Below are 22703 nucleotides of genomic sequence, written 5' to 3'. Positions count from 1 at the left end.
CGCGCGACCATTAGTGCCCGGTCACGCGCGAATAAAGGGGTTCTCGCGCATCTCCTCGCCCAGGCGGGTGTCCGGGCCATGGCCGGTGACCACGGTGGCCTCCTCGTCGAGGATGTACAGACGCTGCCTGATCGAACGCTCGATGGTGGCGTAGTCGCCGCCCCACAGGTCGGTACGGCCGATGCCACGACGGAACAGCGTGTCACCTGCTATCAGCAGCTTGGCGTCTGCGAACCAGAAACTCATGGAGCCCGGCGTGTGCCCTGGCGTATGCAGGGCCACACCGCAACCGCAGGCCAGCTCCTCATCGTCTGCCAGCCAGCGATCCGGCGCGGGGACCGGCGTGTACGGCACGCCGAACATGTTGCACTGCATCTCCAGATTGTCCCAGAGGAACTGATCCTCCTTATGCAGATGCAGCGTAGCACCGGTCTTTTCCTTCATCTGCCCCGAGGCGAGGAAATGATCGAGATGGGCGTGCGTGTGGATGATGCTGACCACCTTGAGGCCGTGCGCTTCCAGTCGAGCCATGATCAGATCGGGATTACCGCCCGGATCGACCACTATGGCCTTCTTCGTCACGGGGTCGCCAATGATGGTGCAGTTGCACTGCAAAGGGCCGACGGGGAAGGTTTCGCGGATCAGGGCGGGGCGTTCGGCGGTACTCATCGGGAGGCCTCGTTGCGGTAGTCGCCGGGCAGTTTACCGGTCCATTTGCGGAATGCACGACGGAAATTGGAAGGGTCACTGAAGCCCAGCAGCTGGGCGATTTCATACAGCGGCAAGTGCGTGGTGGTGAGGTACTGCAACGCCAGGCGCTTGCGTACGTCATCGAGCACCTGCTGATAGCTGGTGCCCATCTGCGCCAGATGCCGACGCAGGCTGCGGCCGCTGGTATGCAGGGCGCTCGCGGCGCTTTCCAGGTCGGGGAAGTCACCCGGGCGAGCCAGTAACAGGCGTCGTACCCGGGTGAGCAGGCCATCCTGCACGTCGAGACTGGCCAGCAGCGCCTCGCACTGCTGCTCGCACATCTGCACGGTGGCCGGGTTGGCCAGGGCCATGGGCCGCTGCAGATAATGCCGGGGCAGGCGCAGCCAGTTATAGGGCTGCTCGAACTGCGCGGCTACGCCGAACACCTCGGCATAGCGCTCTGCATAGTCCGGTGCGGAATGGGCGAAACCGACGGCCAAACCGCGCAACTCCTCGCCCAGAAGAAAACGCGCGATGGTGTGAATGCTGGTCAGCAGACCTTCGCTGGTAAAACGCGATTGCGGCCCCATGGGAAAGGACTCGACCGCACGCAACTCCACATCCTGCCCCTGCTCCACCAGCTCCAGCTCGAAGGACAGCCCCAGCACGCGGTAGTACTTCAGGGCGAACTGCAGGGCCTTGCCCAGATTGGCGCTGGACAACACCGCGTAACCCAGGATGCCGTGCGTAGACACGTTCAGGCGCTGGCCCAGGACCAGACCGAGCGCGGGCTCGCCGCAACGCTCCAGCGCGGCCTGAGTCAACAGGTGAAAATCGAGAAAGGACAATCGGCCATTGGGGCTGCCCAGCACCTCAGGGCGTACCCGTGCCGCGACAAACAGTTCGCCACGCGTCTGGCCCAGTTCTTCGGCCAGCGCCAGCAGCGCCTCGGCGTACGCGACGGGAACCAGTGCGGCGGTGAAATTGAGGGTTTGCTTCATGGGCTTGTCGTTCGGGTAGCTGGCCGCAGATGACCGGACTGATGAAAAACCTTAACTCAAGGACTACCTGTTCGCCGCTCTGTCGCTACCACAACTTTCTGCTGGAACAGGCCGCTGGCCGGATATGACCGCAACCTTGGCTGTTACGAACCTGTGCCCAGGCGTGCGCAGCGCCCATAGTGACAGCCAGGCAAATAGCCCATTGGAGACCCCATGGCCAGCACAACTCCGGAAGGATTGCAGATACGCCCCAGACATATGGATTTCGATCTGCCCAACCCGCTGCCGCGCCACTGGAACGGCGGCGATGCCTTCAAGACACATCTGTTCGACGCCATGTCAGTATTGTTCCCCGACGGCGAGCGTTTTTTCATCGACTCGGTGCGTCAGTTCCGCGAGCGCATCGACGATCCGGTCCTCAGGGAACAGATTCGTGGCTTCATCGGCCAGGAAGGTCATCACAGCCGTGAACATCTGGAGTACAGCCAGCGCCTGCGCGACCTCGGCTACGACGTCGGGCGCATGGAGAAGCGTGCCCGCAGGCGCATCCGATATACGCAGAAGAGGTTCTCGCCGCAGCGCCAGCTGGCCGCTACCGCAGCGCTGGAGCACATCACTGCGATCCTGGCCGATGGCTTGCTGAGAGATGGCGCCTATATGGCCGACGCACACCCGACAATGACCCGCCTGTGGCGCTGGCATGCGCTGGAGGAAACCGAGCACAAGGCGGTGGCCTTCGACGTCTACAACCAGGTGTGTGGCAGTCGCAGGCTGCTGCGCCGGGCGATGATCATGGGCACCTTCTTCTTCGTGCTCGACACCACGCGAGGCCTGGCGCATATGCTCAGGGTCGACGGCCTGCTGTGGAACTGGCGCGTATGGCGCGACGGCATCCGCTGGATGTGGGGCAAGGACGGCGTGTTCCGCCCGCAGCTGCGCGCCTATCTGGATTTCTTCAAGGACGGCTTCCATCCCTGGGAGCACAACAATCTGGATCTGCTACATGCCGCGCGCGAGGAATTCGATGGCGCCCGGCAAGCGGCCTGAAGCGAATCCCTGACCAGACGCCTACAAAAGCCCGGAGCCTGTCCGGGCTTTTTGTATTGCGGGATTTCACGGGCCTCAACCTTGCAGAAAGTTCATCGCATCGGCTGCGCTCTGCTCGGGAATCTCCTCCATCGGAATATGCCCGACACCCGGATAGACCCGGACCTGAATCCCCGGCAGATCGCGCTGCCACAGTGGCACCTGCTGCGGGGATATCCAGCGATCACGCTCGCCCCACAGCAGCAGGGTTGGCGCCTTAATCCGTGCGACCCGCCCGGGCGTTGCATGGAGCTGCTCCTGATTGACTTTCAGCAGTACCCGGAAGATGTCGACCATTCCGCGGCGATTACCCGGCCGCCGTGAAAGGTCGTAGTAGCGATCGACCACGCCCGGCCTGATCCGCCCCGGCTCACCGTAGACCTCCCTGATGCCCTGAGCGATCAATGCGCGCGGCATCCATAGCGGCATGGCAACTCTCGCACCGGGCAGCGCGGCGGCGGCAATCATCCACGGCACCTTGTGCATGTGGTAACCGGCCGGATCGATCAGTACCAGTTTGCCGACACGCTGTGGCTGCGACAGAGCGAAGTTCCAGGCGATGTAGCCGCCGAGTGAATTACCGGCGATATCGGCCTTGTCCACCTGCAGGTAATCGAGCAGCAGACCGAGCACCCGCGTCATGCGCTCGGCCGAATATTCCCCGTCACGTGCCGGGCCGGTCAGACCGAATCCGGGCACATCGAAGCGGATGATGCGGTAATCGCAAGCGAACACCTGCACCCAGCCATCCCAGGTGTGCAGCGAGGCCACAACGCCATGAATCATCACCAGTGCGGGCTTGTCGCGGCTACCCTCATCGCGATAGTGGATGTTGAAGCCGTCGAGTTCGATATAGCGGGAGCCGTCGGCGGCATTGCCGTAACGCGCCTTGAGGCGCTCCAGCGATAGCGCACCGAAGCCCAGACGGGCGAAACCGGCAGCCAGCGGCGGTTGCAGTTGCAGGCTTTTGGCAGTCATGCGGGACACCTCGGTTCCTGTAGTAGGCATCACGCATCAGAGCATGGCGCGCCTCGAATTGGCGCCCAACCTTGGGACTGTTCGCCTGCCCCAGCATGTCACCGGTTCTGGGCGCAGGCCACCTCGTGCGGTTCTGCCGACCACCGTCGAGGCGGCCGGGCTGCGCGATCTGGACCGGCGCGTCACGAAGGTCCGCGGAGCGCGCGCAGGGTAGACCACTGCAACTGAGCGAAACGCTGGAAAAGATCGATGGCAACCAGCCCAAGGGCCCAACGCAGAAGATGTCGGCGCCTGCCTCAGCGCAACAGCCCCAATGCCTTGGCACGGGCGACGGCCTGGGTACGCCGTTCGACGCCCAGCTTGCTGTTGATGTGCCGGGCATGGGTCTTGACCGTGTGCAGGGAGATGAACAGGCGCTCGCTGATCTCCTGGTTCGAACAGCCACGCGCAATCAGCTGCAGTACCGCCAGCTCGCGTCCGCTGAGTTTCTCGGTGAGCGGTTCCGCCTCGACCTCAGACAAGTCGGGCGCGTGCTGTTCCGCTGGTAACTGCGCGAGCAAGGCGTCGCGGACCTGACAGGACGACGAACGCTCCTGCAGGCGTTCACGCAGCCACTGCGGCTGATGCTGCACCAGCTCGATGAACGGCAACAGCGCTCCGCCCTGTGCGAGATCCAGGCATCTGTCGAGCTGTTGCTGCGCCTCACGCGCCCGCCCGGTTTGCCGCAACAGCTGAGCGAGCTGCGCCTGCGCCGCCAGGCCGACCAGTTGGCAACCCAATCCCTGTGCTCGCGGCTGCAAGGCCCGCAGACGCCGTTCGGCACTTTCCAGATCACCCTGCAGACGATCCAGAGCTGCCTGCTGCAGGTCGATGTGCAGCGCCATCTGCGGATGAAACTCCGGTGCCAGCGCACGCCCTTCGCTGTAGGTTTCCGCCAGCTGCGGCAGCCAGGCCGCGGCCAGCTCGACCTGGCCCTGACGCAACCACAGCTCGCATTTCATCAGGGTGATCATCGCCAGGTAATAGATCGCCGGCACGTCCCAGACATGCATCAGGCGTTCGGCCTCACCAAGCAGGGCGAAGGCCTCGGCGGAGCGCCCATCGCGGCCTTCGAGACTGGCCAGCACGCAGTAACCGATCAACGCACCGACATCGCGACACGCCCTGGCCTCGGCGACGCCGGCGCGCAAGCGTTCCACGGCCCGAGGCTGCAAACGCAGGCCGAGCAGGTAGCCTTCATAGATGGTCAACCGCGCCCGCACCGAATACTGGCGCTGGGCGGGTAAACGCTGTACCTGCAGAAGACCCTGCTGCACTTCATCCTGCGCGCGCAGTACTTCGCCACGCCCCTGCAGTACCCGGGCGCGCTCATAGTGCGCCAGAGCTTCAAACAGGGGATTGTCGATACGCTGCGCCAGCTCCAGTGCGTCGCGGTTAAGCCCCCGTGCACGCCACAGGTCACCACGGACCATGGCCAGATTGGCCAGGGCCGACAGGCACATGAAGTGCGGGCCATAGCGCTCCGCCGGCAAGCCGGCCAACGCCTCGCTGCACTGCTGCTCGGCACGGGCACCATCGCCACGCCCACGTGCGATGACCCCATCGAGCGCCTGCCACTGCGCCAGCAGGCTGCGCTGGCTGACCGGATCGGCAGCTGGCAGGAATCGGCCGAGCTGGTCGAGCAGTTCCTGCGCGGCATCGAGCTGACAGGCGAGCGCCAGCGCCCAGCCGTAGAGCATGATCAGTCGCGTTGTGCTGGCCAGCAGATCATCCGGCAGATTGGCCTTCCAGCGCAGCAGCATGGCGATATTCTGCTCGGCCAGCATCTGCTCTTCGGAAAGATTCTGCACCAGGCTGGCGGCGACATCCGATTGCCCGGCCAGCAACGCCTGTTCGATGGCGGCGTCGAGCAGGCCCTGCGCAGCGAACCAGCGACAGGCGCGCAAGTGAGTACTGCTGCGAGATCGACTCAACCCTTCGGCAGGCCGCGCATTGAGCAGATCGGAAAACAGGTGGTGATAACGGAACCAGCGCCCCTGATCATCGAGAGGCACCAGAAATACCTGATTGGCCTGCAACTGGCGGATGATCGCAGCGCTGTCATGGCTGTCACGAACCGCATCGCACAGTTCCGCGCAGAAACGCTCCATGCAGGCGGTGTCATAGAGAAATTGTTGAACCTCTGCGGGCTGGCGTTCGATGACCTCTTCGAGCAGGTACTCACGAATCAGCCCCTCACCGCCGTGCAGCTGCAGCCCCTCACCTGACTGCTGCAGCTCTTCGGCGGCCAACAGCCATAGGCGCAAACCCGCGATCCAGCCCTCGCTGCGCTGCAGGATTCCGTCGATCTGTTGCCGCTCGAGGTGTGCCCCTTGGTTCGCCAGCAGGGCGTCCAGCTCGCGGGAGGTCAGGCGCAGGTCCTGTTCGTTCAGTTCGAGCAATTGCCGCGACAGACGCAGACGCGCGAGATGCCAGTCCGGCCGCTGACGGCTGGTGACCAGCAGCAACACCCCGGATGGCAGATGGTTGAGGAAGAACTGCAGGCATCGATCGAGCACCGGCCCCTGCGCCAGATGATAATCATCCAGCACCAGCAGCAGCGGCTGACCGTCGCCGAGCTTCTGTGCCAGCTCGTCGAGCAGGCCATCGAGCCATTGTTCGAATGCGAATGGCTGGTGACGCTGGCGCATCTTGAGCAGCCCCAGCGCCTCCTCGCCGAGGCCGGGGTAGAACTGCTGCAGGCCCTGCAGCAAACGCTCGAGAAAACGCCCGGGATCGCTGTCGCGCTCGCTCAGCCCCAGCCACAGGCTACGCCAGTGATCGGATAGTCGCTCGCAGAACTCGATCGCCAGCGAACTCTTGCCGAAGCCGGCTGGCGCGCTGACCAGCAGCAAGCGCCCCTGCAGCCCCTCTTCGAGACGCTCACACAGCCGGGGACGAGGCATATGCCCTGCAGGCAGTGGCGGACGATAGAAACGCGCGTCCACCGACGTGGCCGGCGTATAGGGAAAACCTGGCGTGCGGGAGAGGTCTGTCATCGGCCTGTTCTTGGAGGTCTTCTTTTGCGTCAGCGGGCTCGATCCGGGCCCAGCCTAGCGGCTTGCACTGGCCATTTGAAGCGCCCGCTACAGTCCGTAACGAAAAAGCCGGCACAAGGCCGGCTTTTCGTATTGCAGGAGGCAGGTTTTAGCGAACGCCCGCCTGACGCAGAGCGGCCGGGGTGTAATCGCTGCCGGAGGCCTTGTAGTTGAAGTCGTAGGCTTGCTTCTCCTCGTTCTTCATACCCAGCGCCAGGTAGCGACCCGACAGCAGGTCGTACAGGGTTTCCACGGTGTACCACGGCACCTGCTTGTCGTAGTAGTGCTGGGCATGCGCCTCGGCTACGCGCCACAGGGTGCCACGACCGTCGTAATGGTCGATCAGAGCGGCTTGCCAGGTATCCTCGTCGATGTAGAAGTCACGCTTGGCATAGATGTGACGCTCACCCGACTTCAGGGTGCCGGTCACGTGCCAGACGCGGTGCAGCTCGTAACGAGTCAGATCCTGGTTGAGGTGGCCGGCCTTGATGACGTCGGAGTACTTCAGGTTCGGCGAGTCCAGCTTGTAGGAGTTGTAGGGGATGTAGATCTCCTTCTTGCCTTCCAGCTTCCACTCGTAACGATCCGGCGCACCGTTGTACATGTCGAAGTTGTCGGAAGTACGCAGACCGTCTGCGGCGGTACCCGGACCGTCATAGGACACCTGCGGAGCGCGACGCACGCGACGCTGACCGGCGTTGTACAGCCAGGCCAGACGCGGCTCCTTCACCTGGTTGAGAGTCTCGTGCACCAGCAGCACGTTACCGGCCAGACGCGACGGAGCGGTCACGCGCTGTTTGAAGTAGAACAGTACGTTGCTTTCCTTGCTCGGATCGAAGTCGGTCAGCGCATCGCGGAAGGTGAACTCGTCCTGGAAGTAGACCAGCGAGTATGAGCCGTTCGGCTGCGGAGTCGCCTGAGTCACCACACGGCGCACGCTGCCACCGCGGTAACGGGTGATGTGGTTCCAGATCACTTCCAGGCCGTTCTGCGGAATCGGGAACGGGTTGGCGGTCTGGAAGTTCTCCAGACCGTTACCACCCTCGATCATCTTGGTGTTGACCGCGTTCTGCTTGGTAGCCTCGATCACCGCTGCCGGCACGGTGGCAGAACGGTGACTTGGGTAGACCGGCATCCGGTAGCTTTCCGGATAGCGCTTGAACATGGCCAGCTGGCCGGGGGTCAGCTTGTCCTTGTACTGCTCGGCATTCTGCGCAGTGATGGTGAACAGCGGCTGCTCATTGGCGAACGGATCGGCCAGGAAGCCGCGCGGATCGACCGCACCGGCATTGGCCGGCAGCCCGCCAGTCCAGGCCGGGATCGATCCATCGGCGTTGCCGGCCATTTCCCCACCCAGCGGAGTCAGGGTCGTACCCAGCTTGGCTGCTTCTTCCGGCGAGACGGCAGCCATGACGCCGGTTGCCAGCAGAGACAGGGCCAGGACGCCACTTTGCCACAGTTTTTTTGTTGTTTTCATTTGCATCATGATTCCTCGAAATTCCTGACCGCTTAGAAGTTCATACCGAAACTGAGCGCAACGAAGTCGCGATCAACGGCGGTGTTGTACTTGCCATCAAAGAAGCTGGTAAAGGACAGATCTGCGGTATAGGTATTCTGGTACTCAGCATTAAGGCCGAGGCTCACAGCCTTAGCATCTTCAGTGAACAAACCATTCGGGCCATAACCTTCCACATCATGGGACCAGGCAACACTCGGCCGCAGATTCACGCCGGCAAAAACGTTGGGGTAATCCCAGATGGCGCGAATGCGATAACCCCACGAAGTAGAGGTAACGAAACCATCGTCTTCGCAGTATTTGCTGACGTTCTTGGCGTTGGGGTTGTTACCCAAGGTCCCGGTATTCAGACCTTGACAGGTTGGGAAGACACCAACGCCACCAACGGCATAGTTTCCGTCCAGCGGGCCCGGTCCATAGCTCGGATCACGTCCGTAGCGCAGCTTGTCGGAACTCTCCAAGCCCCCCACATGGGCCACCGCGACCTCGCCAACCAAGGTGAGACGAGAAGCTCCCATTACCTGGTCGAAGAAGTGAGTCAGAGTCGTCTGGAACTGAGTGATCTCCTTACGTTTGTAGCCATGGGCCGTGGCACCGAACCCCGAATCGATCAGCGACACGTTGCCGACGCCAGAGCCATCGTACATACCGCCGGTAAGCGGCATGCTTGTAAGAGGCTTGAGGCCTGAATACAGAACGTCGGTCGTGTTCAACTGCAGAGGTGCATTCGGGCGGTAGCTGATCTCCCCACTCCATGCTGTGCCGGTTGGCAAGGTAGTCGCGAAGCTTATGCCGTAAAGTCGAATATCTTCCGGATATTCAAGGAAGTAATTACCAGCCCCAGCAGCCAGGAGCGGCGCAAGAGAAGCTCGTGCAGCAGGCGATGCCGCGACAAAGTTGTCAATTGCGGTGTACGCCGCCTCACTACCCGCCTGGCCGCTGAAGATAGGGGCTCGGCTGTGGTAGTTCATGGCGTAGAAGCCGAACTCTGTATCCAATGGTTCGAAGATATAGCGGAAAGCAACGCCCCACTGCCCACTGTCACGAGCATCACGGTCGGCGCCACGCTTAACCAGAACACCTTCATCGTTGATGTCAACGCCGAACAGATCAGCAGCTCCAAGCGCTGCAGCAGGCAGGGATGACCTGGAGCGCAGTACGCGCAGATTATCGTCACATCCATCGGCAACGACATCCGGCTGAGCAAAGAAGGTTCCGCAGTTATCGACGACGGTTTGATCCCACTCGAGCTGGTAGAACGCCTCCATGGAGAGATTGTCGGTCAAACTCTGCGAGATGAAGAACATGTTGACCGGAATCAGGCCTTCCTTGATCTCGGCACCCGGTCGGCGGAAGGCAGCTACATCGATAGGGTTGACTGAGTTGATGCTGTTACCAATAAAGGTGCTTTCACCCCAGTTCACTACTTGCTTACCAAGACGTACAGAGCCCGGTTGGTTGCCGATCGCGTAGTTGTGATAGATGAATGCGTCGAGAATCTCACCACCAGAGGACTGTGCACCCTCTTTGCGATTGCTATCGCTGATATCTTTGAAAGGACGGCTTTCATCCTTCAACTCGAAGTCGTACCAATACTTACCACGAACAAACACGCCGGTATCGCCATAGCGAAGTTCAAGGTCATGAACACCTTTAAATATCTTGGAGAAGGTTTCGCCTCGCTTGAAGTTCAGCTTGGAGTCATCGGAGGTCTGCGACAGGCCTCGGCCGCCATTGTTGAAGCCAATCAGATCTTTATCGGCGCTCTGCGTAGACCAACTCGCCCCCACCGACAGCGCCGAGTCGAACTGCCCTTCGATCTCGCCAATATTGAAAGTGACGCCGAATGCCGGGGCGGCAAGGGTGGATGCGAGGCTGACGGCCAGCGGCAGTTTTGCCAGGCGCCAGTACGGTGTTGTTTTTGTTGTCATCGACGCTACTCCATGTGTTTTTTGTTATGGATGCTTGGACTATAGCCAGCAGGTGGTACTGCTTGATCCCTCGAAAGTGTGATTTGCAGCCCCCAGGCACTCTGGCTCGCAGGTTTCAGACGCTGCACCTAGCCAAGCATGGACGTGAAACAGCAATTAGCAAGCCAAACGCTTGTTTGACTGGCCAGTCACTTTAGCCGACCAGCCAGTCCGCACCTCACAGCGTGGACAGGAAAGCGCTGCCTGCCTCCTGCCACTGGGCGATTTCGACGCGAATGCGCTTCTTGTCCAGCTTTCCGACACTGGTCTTGGGAATTTCGGTAACAAGCGCGATCTGCGTGGGGATCGCCCACTTGTTGATGTGTCCCTGCTCGACGAAGGGCTTGAGATGCTCCTTGAGCCCCTTGGCATCCAGCCCCTGCTCTTCACGCAGCACCAGCAGCGCAAACGGGCGTTCGCCCCACTGCGGATCAGGCACGCCCACCACCGCGACTTCCCGTACCGCAGGATGGCGACTGATCAGATCTTCCAGCTCCAGCGACGAGATCCACTCGCCTCCCGTCTTGATCACATCCTTGATGCGATCACGAATCTCGATGAAACCCATGCCGTCGATGGTCGCCACGTCGCCGGTGTGCAGCCAGCCATGAGCCCAGAGCTCTTCGCCCTTCTCCGGCTCGCGGAAATAGCCCTGGGTCAGCCAGGGGGCACGCAACACCAGCTCGCCCTGCGATTCACCATCACGCGGCAGCAACTGGCCTTCGGCATCCATGATCGCGGCTTCCACCAGCGGCACCGGGATACCCGCCTTGATTCGGTATGTGGTGCGTTCGTCTTCGCTGCCTGCGCGAAGCTCCTCGTTGAGGTAGGCGCAGGAGATCAGCGGACAGGTTTCGGACATGCCATAGGCTGCGGTCAATTGAATGCCTCGCGCCTTGGCCGCCTCGTACAGGGAGCGATTGAGCGCACTGCCGCCGATGATCATCTTCATGCCGCCGAAATCATGGTCCTGCGCCCCCGGTGCAGCCAACACCATCTGCAGGATGGTCGGCACGCAGTGGGAGAAGTTGACCTTCTCTTCCTTGATCAGCCGGCACAGCATGTCCGGCTCGTAGCGGCCGGGATATACCTGCTTGACCCCGAGCATGGTGGCCACGTAGGGCACGCCCCAGGCATGCACATGGAACATCGGCGTGATCGGCATGTAGACGTCGTCGTTGCCCAGCAGGCGAATGCTGTCCAGACCGCCCATGGTGGTCGCCATGGACAGGGTGTGCAGCACCAGTTGCCGGTGGGTGAAGTACACGCCCTTGGGATTGCCGGTCGTCCCGGTCGTATAGAAGGTGGTGGCGACCGAGTTTTCGTCGAAATCGGCGAAGTCGTACTGCGCGCTGGCCGCTGCCAGCAGGCTCTCGTATTCGCCGACAAGATTCGCCAGGTTGGCGCTCCTGTCTTCGCCATCGGTCAGCAGCAGGGTTTTCTCCACCGTGGTGAGTTGCCCGGCAATACCGTTGTACAGCGGCACGAATTCGCTGTTGACCAGCACGAAGCGGTCTTCGGCGTGGTTCATGGTGTAGAGGATCTGATCCGGCGACAGGCGGATGTTGATGGTATGCAGCACCGCGCCGAGCATGGGAATGGCGAACATGCACTCGAGGTAGCGATGGCTGTCCCAGTCCATCACCGCCACGGTGTCGCCGGCCTTGACTCCGGCCTCGCTGAGCACGTTGGCCAGACGCGCGACACGCTCGTTGAAGGTCGCATAGCTGTATCGCAACTTGTCGCGATAGACGATTTCGCGGGTCTTCTCATAACGACTGCCGGACAGCAGCAGGCGCTTGATCAAAAGCGGATAGGCATGAGCGTTTTCGGCGGGTGGGATCAGTCGGGTCTGCAGCATGGAGTCACCTTGAGGCACGCAAAAATAGGTTTGCAGCGACTCTAGAGCGGCTCCCGCCCCACTCAATCAGCCCAAAGAATGATTTGCCTCGTGACTCTATGGCCACTTTTGGTCACAGGTTAGAATCGGTCCAACCAGCCAGTACTGAAAAGGCTGCATCGAGTCCCCTCTTTTCGTCCGAGGTAACACATGTCCGATATCGTCATCGTCAGCGGCGCCCGTACTCCCATGGGCGGTTTTCAAGGCGGCCTGGCCAGCGTGCCGGCCGTCGAATTGGGCGCCGCCGCCATTCGTGAGACTGTCAGACGCGCCGGCATCGAGCCGGCCGACGTCCAGGAAGTCATCATGGGCTGCGTGCTGCCGGCCGGCCTCAAGCAGGGCCCTGCTCGCCAGGCTGCGCTGAATGCCGGACTGCCAGCAGCCACTGGCTGCACCACCATCAACAAGCTGTGTGGTTCCGGCATGAAGGCGGTGATGATGGCCGTCGACTCGCTGAAAGCCGGCAGTAATCAGGTCATGATCGCCGGCGGCATGGAGAGCATGTCCAACGCGCCCTATGTACTGGAAAAGGCCCGTACCGGTCTGCGCATGGGCCATGGCGAGATCAAGGATCACATGTTTCTCGACGGCCTCGAAGATGCCCGCACGGGCCGACTGATGGGCTCCTTCGCTCAGGAGACGGCCGACAGCTACGGCATCACCCGCGAAGAGATGGACGCTTACGCCATCGAATCGCTCAAGCGCGCCCAGACCGCGATCAAGGACGGATCTCTGGATGCCGAGATCGTTCCGGTCACCGTGACTTCGCGCAAGGGCGAAGTGGTGGTCAAGGATGACGAACAGCCCCTTACTGCCAATCTGGACAAGATTCCCACCCTCAGGCCTGCCTTCAAGAAGGACGGCACCATCACTGCGGCCAACGCCAGCTCGATTTCCGACGGTGCCAGCGCCCTGCTGCTGATGACCGCCGATGAAGCAGCCAGGCGCGGCCTCAAGCCATTGGCCAGAGTCGTTGCCCATGCCACCCAGAGCCAGGACCCGAGTGAATTCACCCTGGCGCCCATCGGTGCCATGGGCAATTTGCTGAAGAAGACCGGCTGGAGCAAGGACGAAGTCGACCTGTTCGAGATCAACGAAGCCTTCGCCATGGTGACCATGTTGGCGATGCGCGAACACGGTCTGGATCATGCCAAGGTCAACGTGTTCGGCGGCGCCTGCGCTCAGGGCCATCCGGTTGGCTCCACCGGCTCGCGGATCATCCTTACCCTGATCAACGCCCTGCAGAAGAAAGGCGGCAAGCGCGGCATCGCCTCGCTGTGCATCGGTGGCGGCGAAGCCACCGCGGTGGCCATCGAGCTGCTGTAACCCGCTCATCATGAAAGAGCCCCGCAAATGCGGGGCTCTTTCGTTTAGCGCATCTCGGTCAGTGCCAGCTTCACACCAATGCCCACCAGCACCGCGCCCATCAGCCGATCGAACCAGTGCCCCATGCGGGCGAAGCCGGCGCGCACGCGCTGCTGGCTGAACAACCAGGCCACCAAGCAGAACCAGAACGCGGTCGCCAGCGCCAGGTAAAGGCCATAGCCAGCCTGCACCACGACCGGGGTATGCGGGTTGATCACCACGGTGAACAGCGACAGGAAGAACAGCGTCGCCTTGGGGTTTAGCCCATTGGTGATGAACCCCGTAACGAAGGCGCCCCGACGGCTGCGCTCACCTGCCGCCAGATTCGGTTCGGCACTGGCAGGATCGGAAGGACGAGCGCGCAGCGCCTTGATACCGATGTAAAGCAGGTAAGCGGCTGCCAGCCACTTCAGCGCGTTGAACAACACGATGGATTGCGAAACGATCAGGCCGATCCCCAGCAGCGAATAGGTCACGTGCACCAGAATGCCGGTGCCGACACCAAAGGCCGTGAACAGACCGGCGCGGCGACCGTAGCCGACACTTTCACGCACGACGATGGCGAAGTCCGGACCGGGGCTGGCCACGGCCAGCAGGTGAATCAGTGCAACGGTTAGAAACTCGGTCCAGTACATGGCGGCTCCGCATCGACGGTTAAGGTCTGGTAGGCTCGCCAATCTACTCTTGCGCCCCCTCTGCGAAAAGGTACAGCTGATGAGCAACAGCCCACGCGCCGTCTTCCTTGACCACGCCTCCCTCGACCTTGGTGACCTCGACATGCAACCGCTGCATCAGGCCTTCGCCGAGCTGACCCTGCACGCCCAGACGCGTCCGGATCAGGTCGCCGAACGCCTGCAAGGTGCTCAGGTCGCCATCAGCAACAAGGTGCCGCTGGATGCCGCCACCTTCGCTGCCTGTCCCGAACTGAAGCTGGTGCTGGTATCCGCCACCGGCACCAACAACATCGACCTGAAAGCTGCCAGCGCCCACGGTGTAACGGTCTGCAACTGTCAGGGCTACGGCACGCCGTCCGTCGCGCAACACACCCTGATGCTGTTGCTGGCACTGGCTACGCGCCTGCCGGATTATCAACGCGATATCGCCGCAGGTCGCTGGCAACAGGCCAGCCAGTTCTGTCTGCTCGACCACCCCATCGTCGAGCTCGAAGGCAAGACCCTGGGCATGCTCGGCCATGGCGAGCTGGGCGGAGCCGTTGCGCGCCTGGCCGAAGCTTTCGGCATGCGCGTGCTGCTTGGCCAACTGCCAGGTCGCCCGGCACGCGCCGATCGCCTGCCACTGCATGAACTGCTGCCGCAGGTCGACGCCCTGACCCTGCACTGCCCACTCAACGATCAAACACGCAACCTGATCGGCGCCCAGGAGCTGGCGCTGATGAAACCTCGCGCATTCCTGATCAACACCGCGCGCGGCGGCCTGGTCGACGAGCAGGCGCTGGCCGACGCGCTGCGCAGCGGTCATCTTGGCGGCGCTGCTACCGACGTGCTGACGCAGGAGCCGCCGCAAGACGGCAATCCGCTGCTGGCTGGCGACATCCCACGCCTGATCATCACCCCGCACAGTGCCTGGGGCAGTCAGGAGGCGCGTCAGCGCATCGTCGGTCAGATGGTCGAAAACGCAGCCGGCTTCTTCGCCGGTGCGCCGTTGCGGGTCGTCAGTTAAGCTGCGCAGCTTTTTAGGAAGCGACCGGCCGGTACAGCGCTTTGGCAGCAATGCCTCGGTTTCATTCTCCCGGCCCTCTTACCTTTTCGCATCACAGATTTGTAGGAAGCACCATGGACCCGCGAAGCGAAGTTCTCCTGCGTCAGGCCGGGCTGTTCGACGGCGAGCTGTTGCTGGCCGGTCTGCCGGCCGATGATCTGCTCGGTGCGCTGCCGCAGGCGCACGGCTGGGGCTGGCATTCCGGCGATCAGGCACTGCTCGCGGCGCGCTTTTCCGGCCGCAGCCACTTCGACACGCAGATGCCAGAGGGTGACTACCGCGCTGCCGTGCTGTTCCTGCCCAAGTCACGCGAGCTGACCGACTACGTGCTGCAGGCCCTGGCTTCGCGCCTGACTGGCAAACCACTGTATCTGGTCGGAGAAAAACGCGGCGGCATCGAGCGCGCGGCCAAGCAGTTGGCCGCCTATGGCAAACCGCGCAAGCTCGATAGCGCAAGACACTGTCAGCTCTGGTGCGTCGACGTGGAACAGGCGCCGCCCGTACCCGACCTGCATGCCCTGGCACAGAGCTATACCCTGCCACTGGTGGACGGTGCGCTGGAGATCATTACCCTGCCCGGCGTGTTCGCCCATGGCCGCCTAGATCGCGGCAGCGCGCTGCTGCTGGAGCATCTGGATGACCTGCCGAGCGGTCACATGCTGGACTTCGGCTGTGGCGCCGGGGTACTCGGTGCGGCGCTCAAGCGGCGCTACCCATCCAGCGAGCTGAGCCTGCTGGATGTCGATGCCTTCGCCCTGGAAAGCAGCCGCCTGACCCTGGCCCGCAACGGTCTGTCGGCCAACCTGATCGCCGGCAGCGGGATCGAGTCGGCGCCAGAAGGCTTGCACGCCATCGTCAGCAACCCGCCGTTCCACCAGGGTGTGCATACCGACTACCAGGCCAGCGAAAACCTGCTGAGCCAGGCCGCGCGCCACCTGGTCAAAGGTGGCGAACTGCGTCTGGTAGCCAACAGTTTTCTCAAATACCCGCCGTTGATCGAGCGCCACCTTGGCCCCTGCCACACCCTGGCCGAGGCCGATGGTTTTCGCATCTACAGCGCACGTCGCTGAGCGGGCTTGCCCACAGCGTAACGCTTGGGCACAATGGCGCCCGTCCTAGGGGAGTAGTCTCCCGCGAGCGCCCTGCTCGCCTGGCGTGCGTCAACATACTTGCTCCGCAGAGCATGGCGCATGCGACCCGAGGCCTTCACAGAGAGGCCTGAGGTTTGACAAGACCTATGACACGCACAACCTCACCCGGGGCGGGAAGGTCGTTCGTGTCATAAGCCGTGTCGACCCGCCCCCTTTAGGAAACCTGATGTTGGAATCCCTGTTCGTCCCCACCCTGATCGTTGCCCTCGCCGAGATCGGCGACAAGACCCAACTGCTCGCCCTGCTGCTGGCAGCACGTTTTCGCCGCCCCTGGCCGATCATCTGGGGAATTGTTGTCGCCACCCTGGCCAATCACTTCGCAGCTGGCGCCGTTGGCAACTGGGTCGCGGGCTTCTTCTCACCTGCCACGCTGAGCTGGATTCTCGCCGCCAGCTTCGTTGCAGTCGCCGCGTGGACGCTGGTACCGGACAAACTGGATGAAGATGAAGAATCCGGCCTGAAGAAATACGGCCCCTTCCTCACCACGCTGATCGCCTTCTTCCTTGCCGAGATGGGTGACAAGACCCAGGTCGCGACCGTGATGCTGGCGGCACAGTACCCACATTTCGTTCTGGTGGTGATGGGCACCACGCTGGGCATGCTGCTGGCCAACGTGCCGGTGGTGCTGGCGGGCAACTTCGCGGCCGAACGTCTGCCGCTGACGCTGATTCGTCGGCTGGCAGCCTGCGCCTTCGCGGCGTTGGCGGTCTACGCCGGTTACCAGGCGATGAAACTGAGCGGTCTTATCTGACGCGGTCCTGACGCCAGCAAACTGGCATTTCGGCCAATATCAGCGCCCTCCTGCCTGCTGCTAAAGTGCGCACCACGTCACGTAGTTGATGCCTGCAGCCGGGAGGGCAGCATGTCACTGGATGATCGCAAGAAGATGGTGCGCCAGCACGTCGACCTGACCTGGAACAAGGGTCGTATGGCCCTCGCCGAACAACTGCATAGCCGCGACTTTATCTACAAGAGTTCGTTCGTTGGCAGCCCGCTCGACAGTTCTGGCTTCATCCAGCTGGTTCAGACCATTCGCCACGCCATGCCGGACCTGCAGATCGTGATCGAGGACTGCATCGCCGAAGGCTACAAGGTAGTGACCTGGAGCACCCTGATCGGCACCATCGAGAGGCCTGCGCTGGGCTACCCACCCAGCGACAAGGTACTGAGCATCTCGGCCATGGCCTTCTGGACGCTGACGCCGGGCAACGAGATCCAGGAAATCTGCACCATGTTCGATATGGAAAGCTTCCGCGCTCAGCTGGGCCTGCAAACCCGCCCCTTCGCCGAAAAAGCCCTGCCCTGAAAAAAGGCGCAGCGTGATCGCTCGCGCTGCGCCTTTTTCGTTCCGGACTCAGCGTCCGGCCTTGGCCTGCTGATACAGCGGCATCACCTTCGGAATCGCCGCCTGCAGGGAGGCGATTCGGCTGCTGGACGACGGGTGCGTGCTCATGAACTCGGGCGGCGCACCACCGCCAGCGGCCTCCATTTTCTGCCACAGGCTGATGGCCGCGTTCGGGTCGTAACCTGCACGGGCGGCCAGCTCCAGACCGATCAGATCGGCCTCGTTCTCGTTGCCGCGACTGTTGGGCAACGTCAGACTGTACTGCACCACCGTATCGGCCAGCGCCATGCTGCTCTCGCCAAGACCGAACAAGGCGCCAGCACCCTGCTTGGCGATCTCGATGCCATAGGCCTTGGACATCGCCTCACGGCTGTGCTCGCGCAGGGCATGTGCCATCTCATGGCCCATGATCGCGGCGATCTCGTCATCGGTCAGCTTAAGCTTCTCGATGATGCCGCTATAGAAAATGATCTTGCCGCCCGGACCACAGTTGGCATTGAGTTCGTCACTCTTGATCAGGTTGACCTCCCACTGCCAGTTGGCGGCATCCGGACGAAAACGCGGAGCCTGCGGGATCAACCGTGCGGCAATAGCCTGCAAGCGCTTGGCATTGGCACTGCTCTTGTCCAGCACACCCTTGCTCGACGCCTCGCTCAGCGTCTGCTGATAGGACTGCGCATACATCTGATTGACTTCATCGGCTGACAGCATGCTGAACATGTACTGCTTGCGCTCTACGCCAACCGCACCACCGCTGGTGGTATTGACTGCCTGACAACCGGCCAGCACCAATGCTGCAGCCAGGCCACTCAGGTAAAAAGCCTTGCTCATCGAGCCATCTCCTGGAATCGGAATCACTATGCTAGGCCTCGCACCCGGTCCGGGCAACCACAGCGGTTGCGCATCTGTGGCACGCTTTTCTTGCTGAAAGCGTCATCGACCAGGCCGTTTGCGCCAAGCGATTAAAGTTAGGCTGCGCCCTTGCCGCTATCCCCTGGAGGACACATTGAGCCGGGGAGCCCCCATGAAGTTCCGATCCATCCAGTTTTCCGTTGCCTTTCTCGCCGGAGCGAGCGTACTGGCCGTGGTGGTTGCGCTGGTGCTCTACGCCCTGTTCGCCAACGGGCGAACCCAGCAGGTGGTGCAGGAAAACACCCGCGGCCTGCTGCAGCAGGTCATCGAACAGCGCCTGGTAGCGCTCGCCGAAGCCCAGGTCGGGCGGCTGCAGCGACAGTTCGAGGCGCCCATGACCCTGGCCAAGTCCGTGGCCACGCTGAATGCGCGAATGGCTCCGGGCAATGAAAAGCTGCAGCTGAGCCGCGAGGAGCTGTCCTCGCTGCTGGTCAGCTATCTGCAGGACAACCCCGACTTGCTGGACTTCTTCATCGGCTGGGAGCCCAACGCCTTCGACCAGGACGACGCAAACTACGCCGGACGCGAGGCCGAGGGCTACGACCAGAGCGGACGTTTCATGCCCTGGTGGTACCGCGAGGGTGGCGCCTTCAAGGTACTGCCGCTGACCGCCGAGCAGATGGAGAGCGAGAAGCGCCTGCCGACCGGCGTGCGCGAGGGCGAGTACTACCTGTGTCCGAAACAGAGCAAGCAGCCCTGCGTCATCGATCCGGCCGCCTATGACTTCGGTGGCAAGCAGGTACTGGTGTCCTCCTTCAACGCGCCCATCGTGGTCGACGGGCGCTTCCTCGGCGCGGTGGGCAACGACCTGGCGCTGGATTTCATCCAGGGTCTGCTGGAGCGGGTCAAGGGCGAACTCTATGGCGGGGCCGGCGAACTGGCGCTGGTGGCTGCCAACGGCACCCTGATCGCCGCAACCCAGGACGCCGCGCTGATCAGCCAACCGGCTTCGCGGGTGCTGCCGGAGGACCTGCTGCAGGCGCTAAAAGGCGGCGACAACCGCCCCATCGTGCGTCACAACGAGGCCCAGCAGCTGTTCGAGCTGCTCTACCCCTTCCAGGTCGCCGGCACCTCGACGCGCTGGACCCTGGCCATCGCCCTGCCTACCTCGGCAGTGTTCGCCGAACTGCAGCAGCTGCAGTCCGAGCTCGCCGCACAGGCGCACGAGGACACCCTCGGCATGGCCCTGGTGGGTCTGCTGATCGCCGGCCTCGGGCTGCTGGTGGTGTGGCTGGTCGGCTACGGCATCGCCCGTCCGCTGCGACAGATGGTCGGCATGCTCGACGACATCGCCAAGGGCGAAGGCGACCTCACCGTACGCCTGCAGGTCGATCGCAAGGACGAACTGGGGCAGATCGCAGCAGGCTTCAACGCCTTCCTGGCCAAACTGCAAAGCATGATCGCCGCCGTGGTGACATCGGTGCAGCAGGTCAGCGATTCCTCGGAGCACACGGCCGACATCGCCATCCGCACCAACCAGGGCGTGCAGAAGCAGCTGGCCGAGATCGAGCTGGTCGCCACCGCCGTGCACGAAATGACCGCTACCGCCCAGGACGTCGCGCGCAACGCCACCCATGCCGCCGAAGCAGCCAACCACGCCGACCAGGCGGCCAATCAGGGCAAGCAGGTGGTGCAGGAAACCTCGGCGGCCATCGCGGCACTGGCCAACGAGATCGGCCGCGCCGTGGGCGTGGTGCAGAACCTGGCCAGGGATAGCGAGAACATCAACGCCATCCTCGTCGCCATTCGCGGCATTGCCGAACAGACCAACCTGCTGGCGCTCAACGCCGCCATCGAGGCAGCGCGCGCGGGTGAACAGGGCCGCGGCTTCGCCGTGGTCGCCGACGAAGTGCGCAACCTGGCGCAGAAGACCCAGCAGGCCACCGAAGAAATCCAGAACATGATCGCGCAGCTGCAGCAAGGCACCCGCGAAGTGGTCAGGGTGATGGAGCAGAGCCAGCAGAAGACCGACGACAGCGTGGAACACGCCAATCAGGCCGCGCACTCGCTGGAGTCCATCACCCAGGCGGTGTCGGTGATCAATGACATGAACACCCAGATCGCCAGCGCCGCCGAGGAGCAGAGCGCCGTGGCCGAGGACATCAACCGAAACGTGACCAATATCGGCCTGGTCGCCAACGATGTGGCCGGCGGTGCCGATGAAGCCAGTCAGGCCAGCGCCCAGCTGACCAGACTGGCGGAACAGCAACGCCGCCTGATAAATCAGTTCAAGGTATAGGAGCTGCGCGGCGCAGCCCGCTCACGCCGGGGTCAGGCACTCCGGCGCATCCAGTTTCGGATCATTGACCAGCGTTGCCAGCGCACGCTCGCGCAATGCCATCTGCGGTTTCGCCAGCAGCGCCGCCAGTTGTTCGAACGGCGTGTCGGCGCTCAGCCACAACGCCTGCTCATGCTCGCCGAGAATCAACGGTCGGCGCAGCGTCGCGGCCTCCTGAGTGATCAGCGCGACGCTCAGGTACTCATGCCCACCGACCGGATACACCTCCCACAACGCCGCGAAGTACATCAGCGAATCGCCATTGGTCATCCAGTAGGGCCGCTTGCGTGTCGCACCACGCCATTCATAGAAACCATTGGCCGGCAGCAGTCCGCGCCGCAGGCGAAAGGGCTCGCGAAACATCGGCTGCTCGGCAAGGGTTTCGGCGCGCGCATGCGCCGGCGTCTTGGACAGGTCCTTGAGCCAGGCCGGCGTCAGCCCCCAACGCGCCATAGCTGCTTGCGGCCCGCTTTCGCCCGCGCGCAGCATCAGCACCTGGCCGTTGGGCGCCAGGTTCCAGTGCGGCTTCTGCTCGGCAGGAAAACCGGGTAACGCCGCAAAAGCCGGCGACCAGCGAAACAGGGCGTAACGTCCACACATGAAACGACTCGACAGACAGGGGGGCGCGTCAACAGAGCAACACGCCCTGAAAAGACTCCGGCTCATCGCCGGGTACAGGTTGTGCGGCATTGTACTCGGCGATCAGCGTACGCGCCCTCTCTGCATCGGAGTCTGCGACCAGCAGGCCAAGCAGACCGCAGGCCGGCAGCTCCCCCACCGCACCGACCAGATGCTGGCCGAGCAGATGGGCCTCGATGCCTTCACTGGCCAGCATGTCCAACAGCATCTGGCCCTCCAGAAGATTTGCCGGCTCGTAGATTCGTTGCATCAGTCGTTCTCCGCGCGCACGTCCAGTTGCCATTCGACCCCATCGGTATGCAATTCGAATTCGATCGGCCGGCAACATACCGGGCAGTCCTCGATATAGGACTGATCACCGGCCGAAAGATCGAGCAACGCCTCGGCCGGTTCACCGCAATAGGGGCAGTAATAGGACTCGCTTTCCAGCATCGTGAGCTCCCTGACGTCATGGCCTGATCAAGCTGACAGCCGCGATGGCATCCTTGGCCGTTTCCCTCGGACGAGAGGCCTTACCAACAGTGTAGGCAACGACTCCTCCGGACAGCAAAATGGCATCTTCACGTAACTTGTACGCGTACAAAAAACACTCGAAAAAGTTGCACGAAGCGCCATCATTACAATGGCAACAACTACCATTCGTCTCCTAAAGTTGCACCTTGCTTTATATCCACTAATTTCCGCTCTGGCTCAGTCATTTAACTTCCAGTGAGGGAAATTAAATGTCTACTTCCGCAGAAAAGAAAGTTGAACCATTGGCAAGCGATTGTGTCGTCACTGCAAGCCCCCGCCCTGATGGATCTCTTCTTATCTCGGTGAATCAAGGAAATCGTAAAGTCAGGCGTATCGTTGACCATACATGTCTAACCCAGGAGGTAGTTCGCTCGATAAAGTTTGAACTTTCTGAAATGGCGAGTCAGGAGGAAGTGGTCAAAGTCATTCAGCATTACGGCTCCAAGACATTGCCAACTTTTTCCAACCAACCCATTTACCGAACTCGCTGCGCAAAAATGTGGGAAATGCGAAAGCTCAATAGCTAGGTTTTCGCGGCCTCACACAAAGCTGACATACTCCGG

The 22703-nt window shown here is 62.1% G+C and carries 20 protein-coding genes, 1 pseudogene and 1 riboswitch; of the genes and pseudogenes, 9 read left to right on the top strand and 12 right to left on the bottom strand.

Annotated features, from left to right (window positions below):
- Positions 1–21 precede the first annotated feature (21 nt).
- Positions 22–669: an MBL fold metallo-hydrolase gene (locus tag OEG79_RS04245; RefSeq protein ID WP_264147582.1), complete on the bottom strand. Its 648-nt coding sequence runs from the start codon at positions 667–669 to the stop codon at positions 22–24.
- Positions 666–1691: an AraC family transcriptional regulator gene (locus OEG79_RS04240; protein ID WP_264147581.1), complete on the bottom strand. Its 1026-nt coding sequence runs from the start codon at positions 1689–1691 to the stop codon at positions 666–668. The genes OEG79_RS04245 and OEG79_RS04240 overlap by 4 nt, the downstream gene beginning before the upstream one ends.
- A gap of 213 nt (positions 1692–1904) precedes the next feature.
- On the opposite strand from OEG79_RS04240, the gene OEG79_RS04235 reads away from it, so the two are divergent.
- A complete protein-coding gene (locus OEG79_RS04235) occupies positions 1905–2738 on the top strand; it encodes a metal-dependent hydrolase (protein ID WP_264147580.1) in 834 nt (277 codons plus the stop codon).
- A gap of 75 nt (positions 2739–2813) precedes the next feature.
- Here OEG79_RS04235 and OEG79_RS04230 read toward each other — a convergent pair whose 3' ends face one another.
- The 5 genes from OEG79_RS04230 to OEG79_RS04210 all read right to left on the bottom strand — a co-directional run bounded on the left by OEG79_RS04230 (position 2814) and on the right by OEG79_RS04210 (position 12179).
- Positions 2814–3755 carry an alpha/beta fold hydrolase gene (locus OEG79_RS04230; protein WP_264147579.1) on the bottom strand — a complete coding sequence of 314 codons (942 nt, stop codon included), beginning with the start codon at positions 3753–3755 and terminating at the stop codon, positions 2814–2816.
- A 296-nt stretch (positions 3756–4051) separates the two neighbouring features.
- On the bottom strand, positions 4052–6793 hold the full coding sequence (locus OEG79_RS04225; RefSeq protein ID WP_264147578.1) for a LuxR C-terminal-related transcriptional regulator: 2742 nt from the start codon (positions 6791–6793) through the stop codon (positions 4052–4054).
- 148 nt (positions 6794–6941) lie between these two features.
- Positions 6942–8309 carry a DUF1329 domain-containing protein gene (locus OEG79_RS04220; protein WP_264147577.1) on the bottom strand — a complete coding sequence of 456 codons (1368 nt, stop codon included), beginning with the start codon at positions 8307–8309 and terminating at the stop codon, positions 6942–6944.
- A 32-nt stretch (positions 8310–8341) separates the two neighbouring features.
- A complete protein-coding gene (locus OEG79_RS04215) occupies positions 8342–10279 on the bottom strand; it encodes a DUF1302 domain-containing protein (RefSeq protein ID WP_264147576.1) in 1938 nt (645 codons plus the stop codon).
- A 217-nt stretch (positions 10280–10496) separates the two neighbouring features.
- Positions 10497–12179, bottom strand: a complete 1683-nt coding sequence (locus OEG79_RS04210; RefSeq protein WP_264147575.1) for a fatty acid--CoA ligase — start codon at positions 12177–12179, stop codon at positions 10497–10499.
- Positions 12180–12368: 189 nt separating this feature from the next.
- Here OEG79_RS04210 and OEG79_RS04205 point away from each other — a divergent pair, with 189 nt between their 5' ends.
- Positions 12369–13544, top strand: a complete 1176-nt coding sequence (locus OEG79_RS04205; protein WP_264147574.1) for a thiolase family protein — start codon at positions 12369–12371, stop codon at positions 13542–13544.
- 44 nt (positions 13545–13588) lie between these two features.
- Here OEG79_RS04205 and OEG79_RS04200 read toward each other — a convergent pair whose 3' ends face one another.
- A complete protein-coding gene (locus OEG79_RS04200) occupies positions 13589–14218 on the bottom strand; it encodes a LysE family translocator (RefSeq protein WP_264147573.1) in 630 nt (209 codons plus the stop codon).
- A 79-nt stretch (positions 14219–14297) separates the two neighbouring features.
- On the opposite strand from OEG79_RS04200, the gene OEG79_RS04195 reads away from it, so the two are divergent.
- The 4 genes from OEG79_RS04195 to OEG79_RS04180 all read left to right on the top strand — a co-directional run bounded on the left by OEG79_RS04195 (position 14298) and on the right by OEG79_RS04180 (position 17759).
- The gene (locus tag OEG79_RS04195; protein ID WP_264147572.1) at positions 14298–15263 is read left to right on the top strand and encodes a 2-hydroxyacid dehydrogenase; all 966 of its coding nucleotides are present in this window, start codon (positions 14298–14300) and stop codon (positions 15261–15263) included.
- A 113-nt stretch (positions 15264–15376) separates the two neighbouring features.
- Positions 15377–16372 (top strand): class I SAM-dependent methyltransferase, encoded by a 996-nt coding sequence (locus tag OEG79_RS04190; protein WP_264147571.1) that lies wholly within the window; start codon positions 15377–15379, stop codon positions 16370–16372.
- A gap of 36 nt (positions 16373–16408) precedes the next feature.
- Positions 16409–16528, top strand: a riboswitch (yybP-ykoY riboswitch).
- A gap of 94 nt (positions 16529–16622) precedes the next feature.
- Positions 16623–17204 (top strand): TMEM165/GDT1 family protein, encoded by a 582-nt coding sequence (locus OEG79_RS04185; RefSeq protein WP_264148669.1) that lies wholly within the window; start codon positions 16623–16625, stop codon positions 17202–17204.
- A gap of 111 nt (positions 17205–17315) precedes the next feature.
- Positions 17316–17759: a ketosteroid isomerase-related protein gene (locus OEG79_RS04180; RefSeq protein ID WP_264147570.1), complete on the top strand. Its 444-nt coding sequence runs from the start codon at positions 17316–17318 to the stop codon at positions 17757–17759.
- Positions 17760–17807: 48 nt separating this feature from the next.
- Here OEG79_RS04180 and OEG79_RS04175 read toward each other — a convergent pair whose 3' ends face one another.
- The gene (locus tag OEG79_RS04175; RefSeq protein ID WP_264147569.1) at positions 17808–18629 is read right to left on the bottom strand and encodes a M48 family metallopeptidase; all 822 of its coding nucleotides are present in this window, start codon (positions 18627–18629) and stop codon (positions 17808–17810) included.
- Between the two features lie 193 nt (positions 18630–18822).
- Here OEG79_RS04175 and OEG79_RS21235 point away from each other — a divergent pair.
- Positions 18823–20043, top strand: a pseudogene (locus tag OEG79_RS21235) (methyl-accepting chemotaxis protein); the annotation flags it as partial.
- 63 nt (positions 20044–20106) lie between these two features.
- Positions 20107–20949, top strand: coding sequence for a methyl-accepting chemotaxis protein (locus OEG79_RS21230; protein WP_413247535.1), 843 nt, complete (start codon positions 20107–20109; stop codon positions 20947–20949).
- Between the two features lie 21 nt (positions 20950–20970).
- Here OEG79_RS21230 and OEG79_RS04165 read toward each other — a convergent pair whose 3' ends face one another.
- From OEG79_RS04165 to OEG79_RS04155, 3 genes are read right to left on the bottom strand one after another with little or no spacing between them, the layout of a single operon-like run.
- The gene (locus tag OEG79_RS04165; RefSeq protein WP_264147567.1) at positions 20971–21588 is read right to left on the bottom strand and encodes an SOS response-associated peptidase; all 618 of its coding nucleotides are present in this window, start codon (positions 21586–21588) and stop codon (positions 20971–20973) included.
- 28 nt (positions 21589–21616) lie between these two features.
- Positions 21617–21877, bottom strand: coding sequence for a DUF2007 domain-containing protein (locus OEG79_RS04160; protein ID WP_264147566.1), 261 nt, complete (start codon positions 21875–21877; stop codon positions 21617–21619).
- Entirely contained in the window at positions 21877–22059 is a 183-nt protein-coding gene (locus OEG79_RS04155; protein WP_264147565.1) for a CPXCG motif-containing cysteine-rich protein, read from the bottom strand. The genes OEG79_RS04160 and OEG79_RS04155 overlap by 1 nt, the downstream gene beginning before the upstream one ends.
- 290 nt (positions 22060–22349) lie before the next feature.
- Between OEG79_RS04155 and OEG79_RS04150 the strand changes: the two genes are divergently transcribed.
- Positions 22350–22667 (top strand): hypothetical protein, encoded by a 318-nt coding sequence (locus OEG79_RS04150; protein WP_264147564.1) that lies wholly within the window; start codon positions 22350–22352, stop codon positions 22665–22667.
- Positions 22668–22703 lie beyond the last annotated feature (36 nt).

Source organism: Pseudomonas sp. Z8(2022) (assembly GCF_025837155.1).
Lineage (GTDB): Bacteria > Pseudomonadota > Gammaproteobacteria > Pseudomonadales > Pseudomonadaceae > Aquipseudomonas.
The sequence above is the reverse complement of the archived record's forward strand: the minus strand, read 5'-3'. Positions and strand labels throughout refer to the sequence as shown.

Coding starts and splice junctions, on each gene's coding strand:
- OEG79_RS04245 (WP_264147582.1), bottom strand. CDS start 669: ATGAGTACCGCCGAACGCCCCGCCCTGATCCGCGAAACCTTCCCCGTC.
- OEG79_RS04240 (WP_264147581.1), bottom strand. CDS start 1,691: ATGAAGCAAACCCTCAATTTCACCGCCGCACTGGTTCCCGTCGCGTAC.
- OEG79_RS04235 (WP_264147580.1), top strand. CDS start 1,905: ATGGCCAGCACAACTCCGGAAGGATTGCAGATACGCCCCAGACATATG.
- OEG79_RS04230 (WP_264147579.1), bottom strand. CDS start 3,755: ATGACTGCCAAAAGCCTGCAACTGCAACCGCCGCTGGCTGCCGGTTTC.
- OEG79_RS04225 (WP_264147578.1), bottom strand. CDS start 6,793: ATGACAGACCTCTCCCGCACGCCAGGTTTTCCCTATACGCCGGCCACG.
- OEG79_RS04220 (WP_264147577.1), bottom strand. CDS start 8,309: ATGAAAACAACAAAAAAACTGTGGCAAAGTGGCGTCCTGGCCCTGTCT.
- OEG79_RS04215 (WP_264147576.1), bottom strand. CDS start 10,279: ATGACAACAAAAACAACACCGTACTGGCGCCTGGCAAAACTGCCGCTG.
- OEG79_RS04210 (WP_264147575.1), bottom strand. CDS start 12,179: ATGCTGCAGACCCGACTGATCCCACCCGCCGAAAACGCTCATGCCTAT.
- OEG79_RS04205 (WP_264147574.1), top strand. CDS start 12,369: ATGTCCGATATCGTCATCGTCAGCGGCGCCCGTACTCCCATGGGCGGT.
- OEG79_RS04200 (WP_264147573.1), bottom strand. CDS start 14,218: ATGTACTGGACCGAGTTTCTAACCGTTGCACTGATTCACCTGCTGGCC.
- OEG79_RS04195 (WP_264147572.1), top strand. CDS start 14,298: ATGAGCAACAGCCCACGCGCCGTCTTCCTTGACCACGCCTCCCTCGAC.
- OEG79_RS04190 (WP_264147571.1), top strand. CDS start 15,377: ATGGACCCGCGAAGCGAAGTTCTCCTGCGTCAGGCCGGGCTGTTCGAC.
- OEG79_RS04180 (WP_264147570.1), top strand. CDS start 17,316: ATGTCACTGGATGATCGCAAGAAGATGGTGCGCCAGCACGTCGACCTG.
- OEG79_RS04175 (WP_264147569.1), bottom strand. CDS start 18,629: ATGAGCAAGGCTTTTTACCTGAGTGGCCTGGCTGCAGCATTGGTGCTG.
- OEG79_RS21230 (WP_413247535.1), top strand. CDS start 20,107: ATGATCGCCGCCGTGGTGACATCGGTGCAGCAGGTCAGCGATTCCTCG.
- OEG79_RS04165 (WP_264147567.1), bottom strand. CDS start 21,588: ATGTGTGGACGTTACGCCCTGTTTCGCTGGTCGCCGGCTTTTGCGGCG.
- OEG79_RS04160 (WP_264147566.1), bottom strand. CDS start 21,877: ATGCAACGAATCTACGAGCCGGCAAATCTTCTGGAGGGCCAGATGCTG.
- OEG79_RS04155 (WP_264147565.1), bottom strand. CDS start 22,059: ATGCTGGAAAGCGAGTCCTATTACTGCCCCTATTGCGGTGAACCGGCC.
- OEG79_RS04150 (WP_264147564.1), top strand. CDS start 22,350: ATGTCTACTTCCGCAGAAAAGAAAGTTGAACCATTGGCAAGCGATTGT.